19 protein-coding genes are annotated in these 20,312 nt (G+C 60.4%); 5 read left to right on the top strand and 14 right to left on the bottom strand.

The features are described 5' to 3' along the window. From JQF37_RS04550 to cysK, 7 genes are all read right to left on the bottom strand, one after another. A partial coding sequence (locus JQF37_RS04550) for a toxin VasX (protein ID WP_343227663.1) occupies positions 1 to 929 on the bottom strand: 929 nt, incomplete at its 3' end. Beyond that, positions 926 to 1,759 carry a DUF4123 domain-containing protein gene (locus JQF37_RS04545; protein WP_130208526.1) on the bottom strand — a complete coding sequence of 278 codons (834 nt, stop codon included), beginning with the start codon at positions 1,757 to 1,759 and terminating at the stop codon, positions 926 to 928. The genes JQF37_RS04545 and JQF37_RS04550, both read right to left, overlap by 4 nt. Further along, positions 1,756 to 3,774 carry a type VI secretion system tip protein VgrG gene (locus JQF37_RS04540; protein WP_130208528.1) on the bottom strand — a complete coding sequence of 673 codons (2,019 nt, stop codon included), beginning with the start codon at positions 3,772 to 3,774 and terminating at the stop codon, positions 1,756 to 1,758. The genes JQF37_RS04545 and JQF37_RS04540 overlap by 4 nt, the downstream gene beginning before the upstream one ends. 231 nt (positions 3,775 to 4,005) lie before the next feature. After that, positions 4,006 to 4,869: a DMT family transporter gene (locus tag JQF37_RS04535; protein WP_130208530.1), complete on the bottom strand. Its 864-nt coding sequence runs from the start codon at positions 4,867 to 4,869 to the stop codon at positions 4,006 to 4,008. 100 nt (positions 4,870 to 4,969) lie between these two features. Then, a complete protein-coding gene (locus JQF37_RS04530; protein ID WP_177329315.1) occupies positions 4,970 to 5,134 on the bottom strand; it encodes a hypothetical protein in 165 nt (54 codons plus the stop codon). Positions 5,135 to 5,480: 346 nt separating this feature from the next. Then, entirely contained in the window at positions 5,481 to 6,419 is a 939-nt protein-coding gene (locus JQF37_RS04525) for an aspartyl/asparaginyl beta-hydroxylase domain-containing protein (protein ID WP_130208532.1), read from the bottom strand. Between the two features lie 234 nt (positions 6,420 to 6,653). Beyond that, entirely contained in the window at positions 6,654 to 7,628 is a 975-nt protein-coding gene (cysK, locus tag JQF37_RS04520) for a cysteine synthase A (protein WP_047526884.1), read from the bottom strand. 127 nt (positions 7,629 to 7,755) lie between these two features. On the opposite strand from cysK, the gene JQF37_RS04515 reads away from it, so the two are divergent. From JQF37_RS04515 to JQF37_RS04505, 3 genes are all read left to right on the top strand, one after another. After that, positions 7,756 to 8,832: a DUF748 domain-containing protein gene (locus JQF37_RS04515; RefSeq protein ID WP_130208534.1), complete on the top strand. Its 1,077-nt coding sequence runs from the start codon at positions 7,756 to 7,758 to the stop codon at positions 8,830 to 8,832. 196 nt (positions 8,833 to 9,028) lie between these two features. Beyond that, positions 9,029 to 9,874: a MoxR family ATPase gene (locus JQF37_RS04510; RefSeq protein ID WP_130208536.1), complete on the top strand. Its 846-nt coding sequence runs from the start codon at positions 9,029 to 9,031 to the stop codon at positions 9,872 to 9,874. A gap of 18 nt (positions 9,875 to 9,892) precedes the next feature. After that, positions 9,893 to 11,071: a VWA domain-containing protein gene (locus JQF37_RS04505; protein ID WP_130208538.1), complete on the top strand. Its 1,179-nt coding sequence runs from the start codon at positions 9,893 to 9,895 to the stop codon at positions 11,069 to 11,071. A 99-nt stretch (positions 11,072 to 11,170) separates the two neighbouring features. Here JQF37_RS04505 and JQF37_RS04500 read toward each other — a convergent pair whose 3' ends face one another. The 4 genes from JQF37_RS04500 to JQF37_RS04485 form a co-directional block, all read right to left on the bottom strand. Further along, on the bottom strand, positions 11,171 to 12,091 hold the full coding sequence (locus JQF37_RS04500; RefSeq protein ID WP_130208540.1) for a biotin-dependent carboxyltransferase family protein: 921 nt from the start codon (positions 12,089 to 12,091) through the stop codon (positions 11,171 to 11,173). Beyond that, positions 12,088 to 12,792, bottom strand: coding sequence for an allophanate hydrolase subunit 1 (locus JQF37_RS04495; RefSeq protein WP_130208542.1), 705 nt, complete (start codon positions 12,790 to 12,792; stop codon positions 12,088 to 12,090). Before JQF37_RS04495 ends, JQF37_RS04500 begins: the two co-directional genes overlap by 4 nt. Next, positions 12,789 to 13,541: a 5-oxoprolinase subunit PxpA gene (locus JQF37_RS04490; RefSeq protein WP_130208544.1), complete on the bottom strand. Its 753-nt coding sequence runs from the start codon at positions 13,539 to 13,541 to the stop codon at positions 12,789 to 12,791. Before JQF37_RS04490 ends, JQF37_RS04495 begins: the two co-directional genes overlap by 4 nt. A 73-nt stretch (positions 13,542 to 13,614) precedes the next feature. After that, positions 13,615 to 14,901 (bottom strand): MFS transporter, encoded by a 1,287-nt coding sequence (locus tag JQF37_RS04485; protein ID WP_130208546.1) that lies wholly within the window; start codon positions 14,899 to 14,901, stop codon positions 13,615 to 13,617. 160 nt (positions 14,902 to 15,061) lie between these two features. Here JQF37_RS04485 and JQF37_RS04480 point away from each other — a divergent pair, with 160 nt between their 5' ends. Beyond that, positions 15,062 to 15,976: a LysR family transcriptional regulator gene (locus JQF37_RS04480; protein ID WP_130208548.1), complete on the top strand. Its 915-nt coding sequence runs from the start codon at positions 15,062 to 15,064 to the stop codon at positions 15,974 to 15,976. A gap of 47 nt (positions 15,977 to 16,023) precedes the next feature. Here the strand turns inward: JQF37_RS04480 and JQF37_RS04475 are convergent, their stop codons facing one another. The 3 genes from JQF37_RS04475 to JQF37_RS04465 are packed head-to-tail and all read right to left on the bottom strand — an operon-like array spanning position 16,024 to position 17,885. After that, positions 16,024 to 16,566, bottom strand: a complete 543-nt coding sequence (locus JQF37_RS04475) for a DUF2937 family protein (RefSeq protein ID WP_047526869.1) — start codon at positions 16,564 to 16,566, stop codon at positions 16,024 to 16,026. Between the two features lie 12 nt (positions 16,567 to 16,578). Then, the gene (locus JQF37_RS04470; protein ID WP_130208550.1) at positions 16,579 to 17,355 is read right to left on the bottom strand and encodes a class II glutamine amidotransferase; all 777 of its coding nucleotides are present in this window, start codon (positions 17,353 to 17,355) and stop codon (positions 16,579 to 16,581) included. 32 nt (positions 17,356 to 17,387) lie between these two features. Continuing rightward, complete coding sequence (locus JQF37_RS04465; RefSeq protein ID WP_130208552.1) at positions 17,388 to 17,885, bottom strand: MFS transporter; 498 nt, start codon at positions 17,883 to 17,885, stop codon at positions 17,388 to 17,390. A gap of 228 nt (positions 17,886 to 18,113) precedes the next feature. Between JQF37_RS04465 and JQF37_RS04460 the strand changes: the two genes are divergently transcribed. Continuing rightward, complete coding sequence (locus tag JQF37_RS04460; protein ID WP_130208554.1) at positions 18,114 to 20,168, top strand: S9 family peptidase; 2,055 nt, start codon at positions 18,114 to 18,116, stop codon at positions 20,166 to 20,168. Positions 20,169 to 20,312: the final 144 nt, after the last annotated feature.

Raw genomic sequence — 20,312 nt, 5'->3', positions numbered from 1 at the left:
AGCCATTTTTCGTGGTTCGCCTCCAGCCATTCCTGTTCGTGATTGATGTCACGCAGCACACCCAGGTCGTCGTCGAGGCAGGCGAAGACGGCGAACAGCCCCTCGGTTTGTGCATTGGCGCCGTCCAGCCAGTCCTGAGTGCCCTGCCCCTCCCACGGCTCGGCGCTCCACTGGCCCGGCGGCTGGTCGCTGACGTCGGGGTGCAGGGCCAGGACGCGCTCGCGCTCGCGAGCACGGTGCATGGCGTCGGTGTAGGCCTTAATGTTGCGTGGCGTCGGGTCCTTCATCACGGCCTCGCCCAGTGCGTCGGTGTCCTCGGCGCCCCGCTTCAGGTCCGCTTTCAGGGCGCGGGCGAAGGTGTCGGGGAGCAATTCAGCCATCACCTCGGCGGCTTGTTCCAGCGGCGGGCAATGCTTGGCTTGCAGTTCGTTGGCCACGGTACGCAGGGCGATATGGCGCATGTGTTCATGGCGCTTGGCGCTGCTGTCACTCAGCGCCTTGCAGTACTCGGGGTTCAAGGGGAATTCGCTGTAGAGCATCCAGGCATCGTGGATTTTTTCCAACGCCAACCCCGACAGGGGAGCGTTGAGCAGCAGCGTTTCATCCTCGTCCAGTGCCTGTTCCTTGAACTGGCCAGAGCGCGAGACGCCATAACGCTTGAGCGGCCCCTGGTCCTGCCACAGATAAACAAACCCGGCACGCAGGCGTCGCACCGCCATGGGCCGGCCCTGGGTGGACACGCCGGGGGCGCAGCAGGGGTTTTCGGCCTTTTCCTCGGCCAGGGCATAACGCACGGGCACGACGAAAAGCTCCGCCTGGCTGGCGGGGCACGGCATCAGCGTACAGTTGATATCGATGTGAGGCTGCGCCTTGGCGGCGCGCTCGGCCTGGGCGGCTCGATCAATCCAGGCCAGTTGCTCTGCGCTCATAGGGAGAACTCCTTGTCGGTGACCTGCCGCCGCGTCAGTTCGGCGTTCAGGTTATCCAGCCGTTGCCTGGGCGACAGGCCGGGCTCGGTCAACATGTTTCGGTAACTGGCGTGAGCCGGCGCATCGGGAAAGTCGGTGCCCAGCAAAGCCTGGAAGCGAGCCCAGAACAGGACCTCATCGATGGCGCTGTACCCGTGACGGCCGGCATGCTGCTGGCAGTGCAACGCCCACTGTTGCAATGCCCCGGCGTCCAGCCCTTGCAGGTATTGGGGAAAGTAGTGCTGACCGTGTTCGATCAACTGCTGAGCGAAGTGCTGACGCTGGGCGCTGCCCAAGTGCTCCAGCTGATGCGCGGACAGCAACAGCCAGGGCTCATGCGCATAGAGTGCAGCGGGTTGATCGGGATTTTCCTGGTGGATCTCCAGTTCCGGGAGCCGGATCAGTCGCACAGGTCCCATCAAGCGATCACGCTCGAAAGCGGGCAGCGAGGTTAGCCACAAGGCCGCGATTCGAAGGTCGTGGTAACGGAACAGGACCGTGACATCCCCTTCGACACGCACGTGAATCAGGCTGCGTAAATGCCCAAGCACGACCTCTTCCTGCGCCTCTGACTCCAGCCAGATGCCGCAGGTCGTGCTCCACTCCTGGAAAAAGTGCTGGGCCAGCGGGCTATCGGGAGAAACAGGCACCAGGACCGGCCCGACTTCCTCCAATGGGCCATAAGCGGTGTTGCGGTAGAGTGACCGGAACGTCGTGCTCCCCAGCTCAAACAGCCGCTCGGACAGACGTTCAATGCGGGTTCGATCCAGCAGCAGATACGCCTGACTCATGTCCGTTTCTCCGCTAGCTTTTGACACACGGCGCAAATCGGTGCGGCCATCTGAGCCGCCTGAGCCAATGCCCGTTTTTGCGCGGCCAGTGATAGCGCAAGCTGTTGCGACGCTACGGGGAGTAATGAGCCAGCCGCCTGCGGTGCTATCCCGGGTACCGGCACCCCGCCTTCGACAAGGGCTACGCTGTTGAAAATCCCCGCGGAGTTGATGACCAGGTGATGGCCGCCAGCCGTGAGCGTCAGGCTGGCCCCCGCATCAATCACCACGTTGTTGGCAGTGACACGGGCCTGCGGCCCGGCCTGAATCACCCAGGCGCCCTCTGCGGTCGTGCTGCTGTTGCGGGTGATGTTGATCAGCTCATCGCCGCCGATCACCGTATTGCGCGCGCCTTGGGTGGTATGCGACTCGTCGCCCTTGATCAGGCAGGTACTGTGATTATCCACCTGCTCGAAACGGTCGCGGCCAATCCGGGTGTCGCTGTCATTGAGAACCAATTGTTCGAAGTCACGCTGCGCCCGCAGGTAGATTTTTTCCTGCCCGGCGCGGTCTTCGAGCGACAGCTCGTTGTACCCCCCGGTGTGCGGGGAGCTGTGGCTGCGCAATACGGTTTTGGTTTTGTGCTCGGGCAGTGGGTAGGGCGCCGAGTTGACCTTGTTCATCACGCAACCGGTAATGAGCGGATGATCGGGATTGCCCTCCAGGAAGGTCACGACCACTTCCATGCCGACACGCGGAATGGTCACAGAGCCGAAATTCTCACCTGCCCAGTTACTGGATACCCGCAACCAGCAACTGCTTCTTTCACTGTTGAGTCCGGCCCGGTCCCAATGGAACTCGACTTTGACCCGACCATACTCATCGCAATAGATCTCCTCGCTGGCAGGTCCGGTCACCCGGGCGGTCTGACTCACCAGTGGCATTTTTCGCGTACGTATCGGCGGTCGGTAAAACACATCCCATGGAATGACGCTGAAGCTGTTGCGATAGCCTTGGGTAAAGCCGTCCTCGGATTGGACGTCGCTGGTGATCGCCTCTTCCAGAGACTGTGGCTGTTTTCCAGCGTGTGTCACGCTAAGCAACAGCCACAGACCGTTGCAGCGTTCGCGCGGATGCTCGGTCAGGGTAAAAAAGTGACCACTGCGCAGCGTCGCCTGATCGCTCTGGCCCTCGAACAGCCGGTAATCGACACGGTGCCGCTCCAGGGCCTGGCGAGCGAGTTGGTCGCCGTGCTTCTCGTTCTTGATCAGTGCGGGGTAGCGATAGTCTTCGAGCACGGGACTGAACTCGGCAGCGAAGCGGCTTTCCTGCATCACACTCGGGCGCTGGAAGTCATAGTGCCTACGCGTCGTGGTGCTGGTGCGGCTGCGATACCTCATGGAGAACTGGTTGACCACGGGGTGATCCGCCACCATGCCGGAATCTTGTAGATAGGGTGTATCGGCCAGTGTCGGGAACCAGGTCTGATCGTCGGTGAACACCAGCACATGACCGTTCGGCGAATACTGAAAATGCCACGCGATACCGTCCTCGGCGCACAGACGCTGGAGGAACTCATAATTATTTTCCCCGTATTGAGTGCAGTATTCGCGCTCCGGGCTGGTGCTGACATGGAAGGTGAACGCATCGGCCTGAATGCCGTGCCCCTTGAGCACCTGAGCGATGATTTGCGGCACCGTCAGCTTCTGGAAAATCCGTTGGTCGTGGCTGAACTGCAAGTAGTGCAGCGCCGGGACGAGGCACAGGTGGTAATGGGTCAGACGCTTGCCGGTTTCACCGACGACCACCTCTTCGATATGGCCATGAAGACCTTCGCCGTTGAGACCGAACTGAAGGAATGCGGGCTGACCGAGCAGACTCTCCGGATCGACATTCGGGTTTTCGCTGACCAGTTCAACCTGGATCGCGTACAAGGCGCTGATGGCCTCTACACCGTCAAAGGCGAGGACCTTGAAATCATTACGAACAGCGGGAATGTGCAGCGCGAAATGCGCCGTATTGGCCGACCTGAACATACGCTTATCCCTTATCAAGCGCGATGTGCAAACCGTCCCTGGTTGTGCACGCAAAAATTTGGCGGGCACGTTAACAACGGGGCAAACAGATTGATGTAGGAAGGGTCCTGGAATGCGGTCAGACCGTTCCGCCTTGCTAGAGGCTGAGTCACTTCATCAGGGGGTGAATGATCTGGACTGGCCAAGTCACGGCATGACAGGCCCGGCGCAACACGCCGGGCCTGTTCATATTTACGCCGTCTTACGGAACACAAACACCAGACCGACAATGATCAGCAACATGCCGAGCAGGCTCAGCAGTGCCAAGCGGTTGCCGAAAAACAGATAGTCCATCACTGCGGTCACCGCCGGCACCAGGTAAAACAGACTGGTGACGTTCACCAGATTGCCCCGGGCGATCAAGCGGTAGAGCAACAGCGTCGCCAATACCGATACCACCAGGCCCATCCACAACACCGGCACGATAAAACCGCTGCCGTGCTCGAAGTGGAACGGCTGGAACGGCACGAATATCCCGCACAACAGCAACCCGGCGAGGTACTGCACCGGCAACGTGCCGAGGGGATTGTCGGTGATGCGTTTTTGCATGATCGAGCCGAAGGTCATGCTCACCAGCGCCAGCAACCCGAAGAGCATGCCGGCCAGCGACATGCCGGCCAGGCCGATGCCCTGATAGACCACCATGATCAACCCGGCCAGACCGAGCGACAGGCCGAACATCCGGCTGGCTGATCGCTGACGCTCCATGATCACCACGGTGAGAATGGGTTGCACGCCCATGATCGTCGCCATCACGCCGGGGGTGACTTTCAGGTCCAGGGCCAGCAGATAGAAAATCTGATAAGTCCCCAGCAACACCACCCCGGTGGCCATGGCATACAGCATCGGTTTGCCGCCCTTGGGCAATTTCAGCTTGAGCAAGGGCACCAGCAGGATCAAGCCGCACAAGGCAATGCCAAAGCGAATGAACAGAAAGGCAAAGGGCGACGCATGAGCCAGCCCCCATTTGGAGAAGATCGCCCCACTGCTCCACAGCAGGACGAACAGACTCGTGGAAGCCGCCGCGAGCGCGGACTTTTTCGAAAGGACAAACATGAATACCACCTGTAGTCAGGCAAGAAGCCAACTCAGCCGTAGCTGAAATTCAGTCGTGTTTTTTTTCAGGCAGGCACCGGGGAGCAGCAGAAAACGCTGATCAGCCCGAAACGCCAACACCTGGCGGCGAGACCACCGCGCACACTGGCGTGCGACTGACAGGAGGGGGGTAATGACTGATCTGCCCCGGCTGCTGATTCCCGCACGGCACGACGCCAGCGTTGACCGCTGAATCGACTACCGCGTTGATGAGGGATGCAGGCATGGGCTGATCTTTTCTCGAGGAATGAAAAAGTGAGTACTGAAACTCACGGTGCGCCGACTATAACCAGCGCGAGACATCAATTGCAATAAGTTGCGTTGAAGGTAAAGCGTCGAGGTTGTCGTGCGAACTTCTTTGATTTTTCCACCAGGGATTGGCAGGACAAGCGATCAATGTAGGAGCTGGCTTGTCGGGTCGCCGCATCGCAGCGAAGGTCGTCAACGATAACGCGTGTGGTCTGGATAAACGCAGCGCCCTTAAGCGCATCGCCAGCAGGCTGGCTCCTACAGGTATCAGGTGACCGACACGGTCCCTTGTAGGAGCTGGCTTGCCGGTGCCGACCAGTTATTCAACCAAACAACCAATACCCCAACAATGTCAGCACCACCACTGCCAACACCGGGCGCAGCACTCGGTAGGCCTTGGGGTTGCGACGCTTCCACTGCTTGATCCCACCGCTGAGTTTGTCGCTGAAGCGCTTGCTCCAGGCATAGGCCTGGTTGATCCCGCCGACGCGCTCGTCGTCAAGGTTCTGCGGCGCGGTTGCACGCCCCAGCAGGCCGCTGACCGAGCGGTTGATACGGGTCATCAGACGGTTGCTCAGCGGTCGCTCGATGTCGCAGAACAGGATGACGCGAGTCTTCTCGGTTTCGTTCTTGACCCAGTGCACGTAGGTTTCATCGAACATCACGTCTTCACCGTCGCGCCAGGCGTAGACCTGACCGTCAACGAAAATGCGGCAATCGTCGGAGTTCGGCGTGGACAGGCCGAGGTGATAACGCAGGGAACCGGCGAACGGGTCGCGATGCGGATTGAGGTGGCTGCCGCCCGGCAACAGCGCAAACATCGCGCCCTTGACGTTGGGAATGCGGCTGACCAGCTCCACGGTTTTCGGGCACAGGAGCTCGGCCGACGGCAAGGGTTTGTCGTACCACTTGAGGTAGAAGCGCTTCCAGCCTTTCTTGAAAAACGAGCCGAAACCGGCGTCGTTGTTCTTCTCGGCGGCGCGAATGTAGCCCTCGTCGAACAGGTGCATCGCCTCGTCGCGAATGACTTCCCAGTTGTCCTTGAGCACATCCAGTTCAGGGAACTTGCTGCGATCCAGGTAGGGTTTCGACGGCACGCCGGAGAACAGGTACATCAGGGCATTGTAGGGTGCGAACAGCGCCGAATGATTGACGAACTGTCGCAGCACCGGCAACCGTGCCTTGCCACGCAAATGCACATAGAGGGTGCTGCCCACAAACAGCAGCAACAATGACGCTTTCGCGGCAAAGGAAAAGGTCATCAACAACTCCTTGGAAATAGACACTTCTGCACAACGCCATTCACCCGGCGCGGCAGCCGGCATGATAAACACTACCGGCCTCAGTAAACACCCGCGGGATTCAACATTCAGTGTTGAGGATTGCGCAATAAATGCCTATTTAGCATAAGACTCTTGAACATCCGCTGATCTGAATCAGCCTCCCGCGATGTAAGGGCACGCGTCCCTGCGGCAGCACCGTCCGGCGCCCGGGTGTTACTGCTGAGTCTCCTGCTCGGTGAACAGATCGCTGAACAGCATGCTCGACAGGTAACGCTCACCGGAATCCGGCAGGATCACCACAATGGTCTTGCCCTGCATTTCCGGGGTTTCGGCCAGCCGTACCGCCACCGCCATCGCGGCCCCGCAGGAAATGCCGCACAAAATCCCCTCCTCCTGCATCAAGCGCAGGGCCATGGCCTTGGACTCCTCGTCGCTGACCAGCTCCACCCGGTCGACGATCGACAGATCCAGGTTCTTCGGCACGAAACCGGCACCGATGCCCTGGATCTTGTGCGGGCTCGGCTTGATCTCTTCACCGGCCATTGCCTGGCTGATCACCGGCGATACCGCGGGTTCCACCGCGACCGAGATGATCGGTTTGCCCTGGGTATTCTTGATATACCGCGAAACGCCGGTAATGGTTCCGCCCGTTCCGACGCCTGCCACCAACACATCGACAGCGCCGTCGGTGTCGTTCCAGATTTCCGGGCCGGTGGTTTTTTCGTGGATGGCCGGGTTGGCCGGGTTTTCGAATTGCGCCGGCATGAAATATTTCGACGGATCGCTGGCCACAATTTCGCCAGCTTTTTCGATCGCGCCTTTCATGCCCTTGGCCGGTTCAGTCAGTACCAGTTCGGCACCCAGGGCCTTGAGCACCTTGCGTCGCTCGATACTCATGGACGCTGGCATGGTCAGCATCAATTTATAGCCACGAGCGGCGGCGACGAAGGCCAGGCCGATGCCTGTATTACCCGAGGTCGGTTCGACAATGGTCATGCCAGGCTTGAGTTTGCCGGTGCTTTCGGCGTCCCAGATCATGTTCGCGCCGATGCGGCACTTGACCGAATAACCGGGGTTGCGCCCTTCGATCTTGGCCAGGATGGTCACACCGCGCGGGGCGATACGGTTGATCTGTACCAGCGGCGTATTGCCGATGGAATGGGCGTTGTCAGCGAAAATGCGGCTCATGACTGGGTCCTTACTACAGCATTTGATAAGCGCACAAAGGTATGCCTGTTGGTCGTGGGCGTCCAGTCAGGCGAACGTCCGCGGGCCACCGCAGTCAATCGCTATAGTTCGCCAGAGAATTGCCATCATGAAACGTCGATACAGCTGGCCCTTGTGGACCTTCGCAGGCCTCGTCGTGCTGCTGGTTGCCCTACATATCGCCCTGCCCTACCTGGTGCGCAATTACCTCAACGATAAGTTGGCGGACATGGGCGATTACCGTGGTCAGGTCACTGACGTCGACCTGGCCTTATGGCGTGGCGCCTACAAAATCAACGGCCTGAAAATCGTCAAGGTCGACGGCAAGGTGCCAGTGCCGTTCGTCAATGCACCGCTGATCGACCTCTCGGTCAGTTGGCACTCGCTCTGGTACGACCATGCAGTGGTGGCACAGGTGCAGTTCATCAACCCCGAGGTGAACTTCGTCGATGGTGGGGCCAACAAGCAGAACTCCCAGACGGGTCGGGGCACCGACTGGCGCGCGCAACTGGGCAAACTGCTGCCGATCACACTGAACGAAGTGCGAATTGACGATGGCAAGATCAGCTTCCGCAACTTCAATTCCAAACCACCGGTGAACATGAACGCCACCAAGGTCAACGCCAGCCTCTACAACCTGACCAACGTGGTTGATACCCAAGGCAAACGCGACGCCCGCTTCGAAGGGAAAGCCCTGTTGCTGGGGCATGCGCCGCTGGAAACCACCGCGACCTTCGACCCGTTGAGCAATTTCGAAGACTTCGAGTTTCGCCTGCGGGCCAAGGACATCGAACTCAAACGCATGAACGACTTTGCTTCGGCCTACGGCAAGTTCGATTTCAATGCCGGCCATGGCGATGTGGTCATCGAAGCGCAGGCCAAAAACGCCAAATTGACGGGCTATATCAAACCGCTGCTCAGGGATGTCGACGTGTTCAACTGGCAGCAGGACGTCGAAAACAAGGACAAAGGGATTTTCCGCTCCATCTGGGAGGCCATTGTCGGTGGCTCCGAGACCGTGCTGAAAAACCAGGGCAAGAACCAGTTTGCCACCCGAGTGGAACTCAGTGGCAACGTACATCGCCAAGATATCAGCGCGTTCCAGGCGTTTTTGCAGATTTTACGCAATGGATTCATTGAGGCATTCAACGCCCGCTATGAAAGACCCAAGCCGGATGCCGGTTGATAGCCAGAAATCGACAGTGAATAGACGCTGCCCGGCAACCGCCGCGACCCAGTCAGGATGTGACGCTCCATTCAGAGACTGAATAAGCCGTCTGCGTTCACAGTCGACCGGGCCCCGCGTTATAGTCGGGGCTGACTATTTTATTGCGCCCCGCCCTGCCTCGTTCAGGTCGGCGTTACCGTTCGAGGATTAGCAGATGAAGTTCGAAGGCACCCAGGCCTACGTCGCCACCGATGACCTGAAGCTGGCGGTCAATGCCGCCATCACCCTGGAGCGGCCGTTGCTGGTCAAGGGCGAACCGGGCACCGGCAAGACCATGCTCGCCGAGCAACTGGCCGAATCCTTTGGCGCCAAGCTGATTACCTGGCACATCAAGTCCACCACCAAGGCCCACCAGGGCCTCTACGAGTACGACGCGGTCAGCCGCCTGCGTGACTCGCAACTGGGCGTGGACAAGGTGCACGACGTACGCAACTACCTGAAAAAAGGCAAGCTCTGGGAAGCCTTCGAGTCCGAAGAGCGAGTGATCCTGCTGATCGACGAAATCGACAAGGCCGACATCGAGTTCCCTAACGACCTGCTGCAAGAACTCGACAAGATGGAGTTCTACGTTTACGAGATCGACGAGACGATCAAGGCCAGGAAACGCCCGATCATCATCATTACCTCCAACAACGAAAAAGAACTGCCGGACGCCTTCCTGCGCCGCTGCTTCTTCCACTACATCGCTTTCCCCGACCGCGTCACGCTGCAGAAAATCGTCGACGTGCACTACCCGGACATCAAGAAAGACCTGGTCAGCGAAGCCCTCGATGTGTTCTTCGACGTGCGCAAGGTGCCGGGCCTGAAGAAGAAACCCTCGACCTCCGAACTGGTGGACTGGCTGAAACTGCTGATGGCCGACAATATCGGTGAAGCCGTGCTGCGCGAACGCGATCCGACCAAGGCCATACCGCCGCTGGCCGGCGCCTTGGTGAAAAACGAACAGGACGTGCAACTGCTTGAGCGCCTGGCATTCATGAGCCGTCGCGGCAGTCGTTGATCATCCGGGGCAAATGCCATGCTGCTCAATCTGTTCAATGAAATGCGCGCCGCCAAGGTCCCGGTCTCGGTGCGCGAACTGCTGGACCTGATCAACGCGCTGAAACAGCGCGTGACCTTCGCCGACATGGACGAGTTCTATTACTTGTCCAGGGCGATCCTGGTGAAGGACGAAAAGCATTTCGACAAGTTCGACCGGGCTTTCGGGGCGTACTTCAACGGCCTGGAAAAGCTCGACGACCATTTGCAGGCCCTGATCCCCGAGGACTGGCTGCGCAAGGAATTCGAACGCTCCCTGACCGATGAAGAGCGGGCGGCGATTCAGTCCCTCGGCGGTCTGGACAAGCTGATCGAAGAGTTCAAGAAGCGCCTGGAAGAACAGAAGGAACGTCATGCCGGCGGCAACAAGTGGATCGGCACTGGCGGCACCAGCCCGTTCGGCTCAGGCGGGTTCAATCCGGAAGGCATCCGGGTCGGCGATGCCGGCAAGCGCCAGGGCAAGGCGGTCAAGGTCTGGGACCAACGCGAATACAAGAACCTCGACGACTCGGTGGAACTGGGCACGCGCAACATCAAGGTTGCCCTGCGCCGCCTGCGCAAGTTTGCCCGCCAAGGGGCGGCCGAAGAACTGGACATCGATGGCACGATCGATCACACCGCCAAGGACGCCGGCCTGCTGAACATCCAGATGCGTCCAGAGCGACGCAACACGGTGAAGTTGTTGCTGCTGTTCGACATCGGCGGCTCGATGGACGCCCACGTGAAAATCTGCGAAGAGCTGTTCTCGGCCTGCAAGACCGAGTTCAAGCACCTGGAGTACTACTACTTCCACAACTTCATTTATGAATCGGTGTGGAAGAACAACATGCGCCGCACGTCCGAGCGCACGTCGACCCAGGACCTGCTGCACAAGTACGGTGCCGACTACAAAGTGATCTTCATCGGTGACGCCGCCATGGCGCCCTACGAAATCACCCAACCCGGCGGCAGCGTCGAGCACTGGAACGAAGAAGCCGGCTACGTGTGGATGCAGCGTTTCAAGGAGAAGTTCAAGAAGCTCATCTGGATCAACCCGTATCCGAAAGACACCTGGGGCTACACCTCCTCGACCAACATTGTGCGGGACTTGGTCGAGGACCAGATGTATCCGCTGACCCTTCGCGGGTTGGAAGAAGGGATGCGGTTTCTTTCCAAGTAATCCCGTTGTCCTGTAGGAGCTGGCTTGCCAGCGAAGGCGTCCGATCTGTCGTTGCAAGGCTCAAGATCGCTTTCGCTGGCAAGCCAGCTCCCACAAGGGTCAACTGAACCGGCTCAAATACTCGACCTGCTCGCGATGCGCCACATCCTGCACCACTGGCCGCAACCGCACCTGTGCCCCCGGCAAACACTGCGCCAGCCGCGCCAGCGCCAATGGCGTCAACGCCCCCAATCGTGGATAGCCGCCAATGGTCTGCCGATCATTGAGCAGCACGATCGGGTGCCCGTCCGGTGGCACCTGAACGGCGCCCAGCGGGATGCCTTCGGAAATCATCGGCTTGCCCTGGTACTGCAACGCCGTGCCCAACAGGCGAATGCCCATCCGGTCGGCGCGACTGTCGAGGTGCCATGGGTTGTTGAACGCATCGAACAGGCTCTGACCGCTGAACTCACCGATTTGCGCTCCCAGCACCAGGTCCAACGGCGTATCGGGGTTCAGATCCGGTCGCAGGTCCGCCGGCAACTCCCGCAGCAGCATCACCGAGTTGCCCGAATAACCGAGCGAGTCATCCTTGCCCAACGGGCGACCCATGCCATCCAGGCCACCGAGTGCTTCGCGTACCACCGTCGCGCTGCTACCCAACACCTTCGGCGCGTCAAACCCGCCCGGCGCGGCCAGATAGGCCCGGGCACCGAGTAACGGTTGGGTGAATTGCAGCCGTTGACCTTTGTGCAATCTGAAGCTGCGCCACGGCGCCAGCGCCTCACCGTCCACCTGCGCGCCAAGATCGGCCCCGGCCAGCGCCAGCACGCAATCATCCTCGGCCACCACGGTGAACCCGCCGAGGGTGATTTCGATCACCGGTGCATCCAGCCGGTTGCCCAGCAGCCAGTTGGCCCAGGACAGCGAACGCCAATCCAGCCCTCCGCCCTGAGTCACGCCCAGGTGCCGCACGCCAAAGCGCCCGGCGTCCTGCAACAGGCACAGCGGTGTACTGGCTTCAATCGTCAGATGGCTCATACCTGGCCCTCCAGTGGCGTGTCATCACCGCCCAGGTTGATGAACTCAGCGTGATCCACCGCTTCGAAACGCACGGTGTCGCCCGGCTGCATCAGGCTGTAGCCGTCGCGGTGACGGTCGAACAGCTTGGCCGGGGTGCGACCGATCAGGTTCCAGCCCCCCGGCGACACCACCGGATAGGCCGCCGTTTGCCGTTCGGCGATGCCGACACTGCCAGCGGCGACTCTCTTGCGCGGGGTGTCCAGGCGCGGCGCGGCCAGCACCTCTTCCACCAGCCCCATGAAAGCGAAGCCCGGCGCGAAACCCAGGGCGAACACCTGATATTCACGCCCGCTGTGCCGACGGATCACCTCTGCCACCGTCAACCCGCTGCGCTGTGCCAACAGGCTCAGCTCCGGGCCGACGCTCAAGTCGTACCAGACTGGCAGGACATGGCAGGTACCGCGGGTACGCGCGTTGGGCGACAGATCGATCAAGGCTGCGGCAATCAACTCCCGTGCCTGGGCCGGGCTCATCGCGACAAGGTCGTAATGCACCATCAACGTGGTGTAGGACGGCACCAGATCGATCAGATGTTCACCGAAAGCGCTGCGCAGACTTTCGCTGGCGGCGAGCATCCATGGCATGTTGGCTTCGGCGATTTCATCGAACAGACGCACCATCAGACAATCCAGCGCGACCACTTCCACCCGCAGTTTCATGACGCGCGCTGCTGATTCAAGGCCTCGCGAATGCGCTGCACGGCGGCCACCGAACTGGCGTTGTCGCCGTGTACGCACAGGGTGTTGGCCTGCAAATGCAAGGCGCTGCCGTCGCTGGCGGTGAGATGGTCGCCACGGGCAATGATCAGCGCCTGCTCGATGATTCTCTCCGGATCATGATGCACAGCGCCCGGCAGTTGCCGTGATACCAGCATGCCGGCGCTGTCGTAAGCGCGATCGGCAAAGGCTTCGAACCACAGGGTCACGCCGTATTCATCGCCCATCCGCTGCGCGGCGCTGTTGTCGCGGGTGGCCATCAACATCAACGGCAAGCTGCGGTCATAACTGGCCACGGCCTGCAACACCGCACGCAATTGCGCCGGGTTGGCCATCATGTCGTTGTACATCGCGCCGTGGGGTTTGACGTAACTGACCCGACCACCCTGGGCCCGGCAAATGCCATCGAGGGCGCCGATCTGGTAATGCAGAATGTCCTGGAGTTCCTGGGCGGCGTAAGCCATGGAGCGGCGGCCGAAGCCCACCAGATCCTGATAGGCGGGATGGGCGCCAATCTGTACGCCATGGCTGAGGGCCAGGCTGACGGTCTTGCGCATGATGCTCGGGTCGCCGGCATGGAAGCCGCAGGCGATGTTGGCGCAATCGATAAAGGGCATGACCTCGGCGTCGAGACCCATGGTCCAGTTGCCGAAACTCTCGCCGATGTCGCAGTTCAATAGCAGGCGGCTCACGGTGAACACTCCTGTAGGCATTATTCTTTTTTGCTGCGGGACATATCTGTAAGACAGGCCCGCAGATTATCAGTTACTGGGCGTCGAGTTGCTTGCCACGGGTTTCCGGCAAACTCAGGGCCGCGAGGATCACCACGCCGTAGGAAACCGCCGCAAAGGCACCGATTCCCACACTCAGCGGCACTTTCTGGCTGAGCAAACCGATCAGCAGCGGGAACAACGCCGCCAGCGCCCGGCCGATGTTGTAGCAAAAGCCCTGGCCTGAACCGCGAATCCGCGTCGGAAACAACTCGGTCAGGAACGCGCCCATGCCGCTGAAGATGCCTGAGGCGAAGAAACCCAGCGGAAAGCCCAGCCAGAGCATCACACCGTTGCTGACCGGCAGTTGGGTGTAGAGCAGCACAATGGTGAACGAGCCGACGGCGAACAGGATGAAGTTCTTTTTGCGGCCGAGGATGTCAGTCAAATAGGCACTGATGACGTACCCCACGTAGGACCCAACGATCACCATCGCCAGATAACCGCTCGTATTGAGTACGCTCAAACCGCGTTCGTTCTTCAAGAAGGTCGGCAACCAGGACGTGATCGCGTAGTAGCCACCCAACGCGCCGGTGGTCAGCAGTGAAGCGCGAAACGTGGTGAAGAGCATGCCGGGGGCGAAGATCTCGTAGAACTTCGACGGGTTGCTCGGCTCCTGCCTGGCTTTGGCCTCGCGGTAGATTTCCGGGTCCTTGACCAGGCGACGGACGAAGATCACGAAAATCGCCGGCACAATGCCGAGAATGAACAGCGCGCGCCAGGCATCTTCTGCCGGCAACACCGAGAACAACAGCGCATAGAGAATGGCCGTCAGCCCCCACCCCAGCGCCCAGCCGGATTGCACCATGCCGACGGCCTTGCCGCGATCCTGGGCGCGGATGACTTCGCCCATCAGAACCGCGCCAGCCGTCCACTCGCCACCGAAACCGAAGCCCATCAGAGTGCGGGCGATCAACAGCTGTTCGTAGTTCTGGGCAAAACCGCAGAGGAAGGTGAAGAAGGCAAACCACAACACCGTCAGCTGCAAGGTACGCACGCGGCCGATGCGGTCGGAGAGAATGCCCGCCACCCAACCGCCGATGGCCGAAGCGATCAGGGTACTGGTGTGGATCAGCCCGGCCTGCCCGGTGGTGATGCCCCACATGGCAATCAGGGTCGGCACCACGAAGCTGAGCATCTGGGTGTCCATGCCATCCAGGCCATAGCCGATCTTGCAGCTCCAGAAGGTGCGGCGTTCCTGCTGATTGATGTTGCGATACCAGTCGAAAGGTCCCGGACGAGCCACGGCTTTCGGGGTGAAGGGGGTGTCGGGCGCACTCATGGCAAATCTCCGCGCTGATTTTATTGGTATTGTTCTGAGCCCCGACGACGCCTATCGTGGGAACCGGATGCATCGATTTTTGGGCCGCTTGCCCTGCTGCGTCCAACTAATAAAAACCCGCCCTAGACATAAGAAATCTTTATCCCCCCGAGCCAATCCCATGAACCTGAAGTTTCTCGAGACCTTCGTCTGGGTCGCCCGACTCAAGAGCTTTCGCCTCACCGCAGACAAACTCTTCACCACCCAGGCGTCGATCTCCAGCCGCATCGCCGTGCTCGAAGGTGAACTTGGGGTGAAGCTGTTTCTGCGGGATTCCCGTGGCGTGAGCCTGACGCCGGAGGGCTTGAAGGTGCTCGATTATGCCGAGCAGATGATGGACACCATGCAAGCGTTGCGGCAGTCGATCGAGAACCGTTCGAGCAAGGCCGGGCGCGTGCGCATCGGTGTGATGGACACGGTCATCCACACCTGGCTCAGCCCGCTGGTGGCACAGATGACCGATCACTATCCGCTGGTGGAAATCGAGCTGGTGGCCGATACCTCGCTGAACCTCTGCGATCAGCTGCAAACAGGTTTTCTCGATGTGATCCTGCAAACCGACCTGTTGCGCCAGGAAAGCGTCCGCAGCCTGGAACTGGCCAGCCATCCGATGGGCTGGATCGTCGCCAGCAATTCCCTCTACAACCGTGAGTATTCAGGCATCGCCGATCTGGCGAATGAACGGATCATCACTTACTCGAAAAACTCTCATCCACACCAGGAAGTGCTCGCGCTGATGCAGGCCAACGGCGTCATGGCGCCGCGCCTCAATTGTGTGAACTCGGTATCGGCGATTACCCGATTGTTGCGCGATGGCTTCGGGATTGGTGCGTTGCCGCCCGTGCTGGTGGCCGAGGAACTGGCGCGCGGGGAATTGACCTTGCTGGCCATCGACCAGCGTCCGCCGAATCTGCAAGTGGTGGTGTCGTGGCGGGTGGGCGCGGAGTGGGTCGAGGAGATTGTGGCGTTGTGTCAGCAGGTGCTGGAGGGGTATGCGCGCAGGGTGGGAGAAAGCTACATCGTACTGGCGGACTAGCAAACCTTGTGGCGAGGGGGCACGCTCCCTCGCCACAACGGCCTTGTTTACAAGCCCCGCAGATCCCGCTCTTCGATCGGCCGGCTCTGGCGCAAGCGCTTGCCGCCCAGCACCACCCAGTCAATCAGTCGGAACAGGCATTCCAGGCCGAACGACAGCAACATCGCGCCGCTCATGCCCCAGATCATCGCTTCCGGCGTCAACAGGATCTGGTAGCTGTAACCATTCCAGGTTTCCTTGCGAATATCCGGATCGGCGGCCAGTACCACTTGCAGGAAACGGATGTACCAAGGGCCCTGCATCGCCTGGAACTGCTTGTCCAGCGCCAGCTGACGGGTCAGCAGGTTGCTCAGGCTGTCGGCGTCGCTGCGGAAAATCGGGTCTTCGCTGGCACGATAATGGGCCACCAGGGCCTGCATATCGCCTTTGAAGAACTGATTGGCCGTGCCCTGAAAACCGCTCAAGCTGGCCTGCGCTTCGATCAGGTGGGCCTCGACCCGTTTGGCGTAATCATTGATGAACCCCGGCACCTGGACACCGATCAACAGGCCCGCCGCGAACAACACCAGCCGTAGGTAACTGAGCAACATGGGGAAGAATCCTTATTCGGTCCTGCCCTGGCTGACGCATTCGCCGCGTCGCCACAGGCTCCATTGGCCCGGTTCGTAGCGGGTCCAGGTTTCGTTTTCGGTCAAGGGTTCGGTGGCGATCACCGTCACCACGTCGTTGGGGGTGGTTTCAGCCTGAAAGTCGACGATGACATCGACGTCCTTCAGGCGGGCCGGGCCGAACGGGGCTCGGCGGGTGATCTGCGCCAGCTTGGTCGAGCAATAGCAGAACAGCCAGTCGCCGTCGCTGAGCAGGCAGTTGAACACGCCTTTACTACGGTATTCGGCACACGCGGCCACCAAGTCCGGCAGCAGTTCCTCGACCTCGACCGGCTCGGGGAACGCCGCACGCACGCGGTTGAGCAAATCGCAGAACGCCGCTTCGCTGTCGGTATCGCCCACCGGACGATAGAAACTGGCGCCGGGTTTAAAGTCCGCCAGTTGGCCGTTATGGGCGAAACACCAGTTACGGCCCCACAACTCGCGTACGAAAGGGTGGGTATTGGAGAGGCAGACCTTGCCGACGTTGGCCTGGCGGATATGCCCGATCACCACCTCGCTCTTGATCGGGTAGCGCTGAACCAGGTTCGCGACTTCCGACTCGCAGCTCGCCGCCGGGTCCTGGAACAAACGCAAGCCCCGACCTTCATAGAAGGCGATGCCCCAGCCGTCGCGATGCGGCCCGGTACGGCCGCCACGCTGCATCAACCCGGTGAAGCTGAACACAATATCGGTCGGCACATTGGCGCTCATGCCCAATAATTCACACATGCTCGGACTCTCGCTTCAAGCCAGGGGCGACGTTACAGACGGGGTTCAACCCGCATACGCTGGGGATTGCTCGGAACAGGGGGACGACCATGGCGATCGTCGCCAGCGCCGCCAAAGGCACGCTCCTCTTCCGGTTCCTCGGCAAGCGCGGCCGCTTTGGCGGCGGCGGCCCTTTCCTTGCGCGCATTGGAAGCGCGCTCGATCGGGAAGCGAATCGCCACGAACACCAGGTAAATGCCGAACGCGATCATGCCGTACATGAACAGATCGGAGATCGCCCGCCACGCGTTGTTGCCGACCTTGAACAACAGATCAAGGGCTGTAATGGCGATGGCCGGGGCAACCTTTTCCTTCACGGGGTCGATGATGGTCGGGGAAAACAGCAGCACCGCCACCAGCAACCGCAGCGGCTCACGCAGCCAACGCCACATCCAGCGGGTGATACGCATCCACACCAACAGGCAGCCCAAAGCGGCAAAGGCGTAGAGGCCCCAAGCGATCAGATAGTCGTTCTCGGTCATGGTGTCCATGGCAAGGCAGGCAAAGAGGCGCTTATGATAACGACTTTTCGTCCTTCAGGCTGCATCAATGGCAGCCGGTCGGGACACAGTACCTGTGGGAGCGAGCTTGCTCGCGATGAGGCCAGCACATCCAGCATCCATACTGACTGTCAGAACGCTATCGTCGGAACGCCGCCCGGAGCAAACTCGCTCCCACAGGTTTAAAACCCTATTCCGTATTCAGTTCGAGAGTCCTCCATGCCGCTATCCGCCACCCTTTGCGACGCTCCGGTTGCCCACAAGGCCGAAGGTTCCGACCCGTATGCCTGGCTGCAAGAGCGCGATACCGATGCAGTGCTCGACTACCTCAAGGCTGAAAACAGCTATCAGGAGGCGCAAACCGCCGATCAGGCCGGGCTGCGTGAAACCCTGTTCGAAGAGATCAAGGGCCGGATTCTCGAAACCGACCTGTCCCTGCCCTCCCCGTGGGGACCTTACCTGTATTACACGCGCACCACCGCGGGTGACGAATATTCCCGCCACTATCGCTGCCCGCGCCCGGCCGACGACAGCCTGCAACTCGATGAAAGCCGGGAACAACTGCTGCTTGACCCGAACCTGTTGGCCAATGGCGGCTTTTTCTCCCTGGGTGCATTCAGCATCAGCCCGGACCATCAGCGCCTGGCCTACAGCGTCGACTCAACGGGCGATGAGATTTACACGCTGTTCGTGAAGGAATTGTCCGACGGCCGCGTCAGCGAACTGGAGTTCCAGGACTGCGACGGCAGCATGACCTGGGCCAACGACAGCCTGACCCTGTTTTTCGGCGAGCTGGACGACACCCATCGTCCGCACAAGCTGTACCGCTATCGCCTCGACGGCACGGCGGCCGAAGAAGTGTTTCATGAGCCGGACGGCCGGTTCTTCATGCATTGCTACCGCGCGAGTTCCGAACAGCAATTGCTGCTGTCCCTGGGCAGCAAGACCACCAGCGAAGTCTGGGTGCTGGACGCCAACCAGCCGCAGCAAGCCTTCAGCTGCATCGCGCCACGGGTCGAGGATCACGAGTACGACGTCGATCACGGCGCACGCGACGGCCAATGGACCTGGTTCATCCGCAGCAACCGCGACGGCATCAACTTCGCCTTGTACACCGCGGTTGACAGTGGTGTGGCACCGAACGAAGCCGATTGGCAGAGCCTGATCCCCCATAGCGACTCCGTGATGATCGACGGCATGAGCCTGAACGCCGGGGCCATGACGCTCAGCCTGCGCGAAGGCGGCTTGCCGATCATCGAAGTGCACCCGCAAGACCTGCCGAGCTACCGGGTGCAACTGCCGGACGCGGCCTACAGCCTGCATGTGCAAAACAGCCTGGAGTTCGTCAGCGAGCGGATTCGACTGCGCTACGAAGCGTTGAACCGTCCGGCGCAAATCCGCCAGTTGGAACTGAACACGGGCGATCAAAAAGTCCTCAAGCAAACCCCGGTGCTCGGCCCGTTCGACGCCGACGCCTATGTCAGCCAGCGCCTGTGGGCCACCGCGCCAGACGGTACGCAGGTGCCGATCAGCCTGGTGGTCAAACGCGAAGCGCTCGGCCAACCGGTACCGTTGTATCTGTACGGCTACGGCGCCTATGGTGAAAGCCTCGACCCGTGGTTCTCCCACGCACGCCTCAGCCTGCTTGATCGCGGCATGGCGTTTGCCATCGCTCACGTGCGTGGCGGCGGTGAACTGGGTGAAGCCTGGTATCGCGCCGGCAAGCAGGAACACAAACACAACACGTTCAGTGACTTCATCGCCTGCGCCGAACACTTGATCGCCAATGGCTTTACCAGTGCCGCGCAACTGGCGATCAGCGGTGGCAGTGCCGGTGGCCTGCTGATCGGCGCGGTGCTCAACCAGCGACCGGAGTTGTTCGGCGCGGCGATTGCCGAAGTGCCGTTCGTCGACGTGCTCAACACCATGCTCGACCCGGACCTGCCGCTGACCGTCACTGAATACGACGAATGGGGCAACCCCGAAGAACCGGACGTCTATGATCGGATCAAGGCCTACGCCCCGTACGAAAACGTCTCTGCCCAAGCGTATCCGGCGACGCTGGTGATTGCCGGCTACAACGACAGCCGCGTGCAGTACTGGGAAGCCGCCAAGTGGGTGGCCAAATTGCGTGCGACCAAAACCGACTCCAACGCCCTGCTGCTCAAGACCGAATTGGGCGCCGGGCACGGCGGGATGAGTGGTCGGTATCAGGGATTGCGTGACGCAGCACTCGAATACGCATTTTTGTTTAAGGTTTTGGGGATCGCCTGAGGAACTTGGCCCGACGAACCGGTCTCAAGACCAGCACACCGGACCCGATACAACGAAGATCCCTGTGGGAGCGAGCCTGCTCGCGAAAGCGTCGAATCAGTCAACATTGATCTTGAATGTGCAGACCCCTTCGCGAGCAGGCTC

The organism is Pseudomonas sp. MIL9 (assembly GCF_016887925.1).
GTDB classification, from domain to species: Bacteria; Pseudomonadota; Gammaproteobacteria; order Pseudomonadales; family Pseudomonadaceae; genus Aquipseudomonas; species Aquipseudomonas mohnii.
Note: the sequence above shows the minus strand (reverse complement) of the source record. Positions and strands in the feature narration are given on the sequence as shown.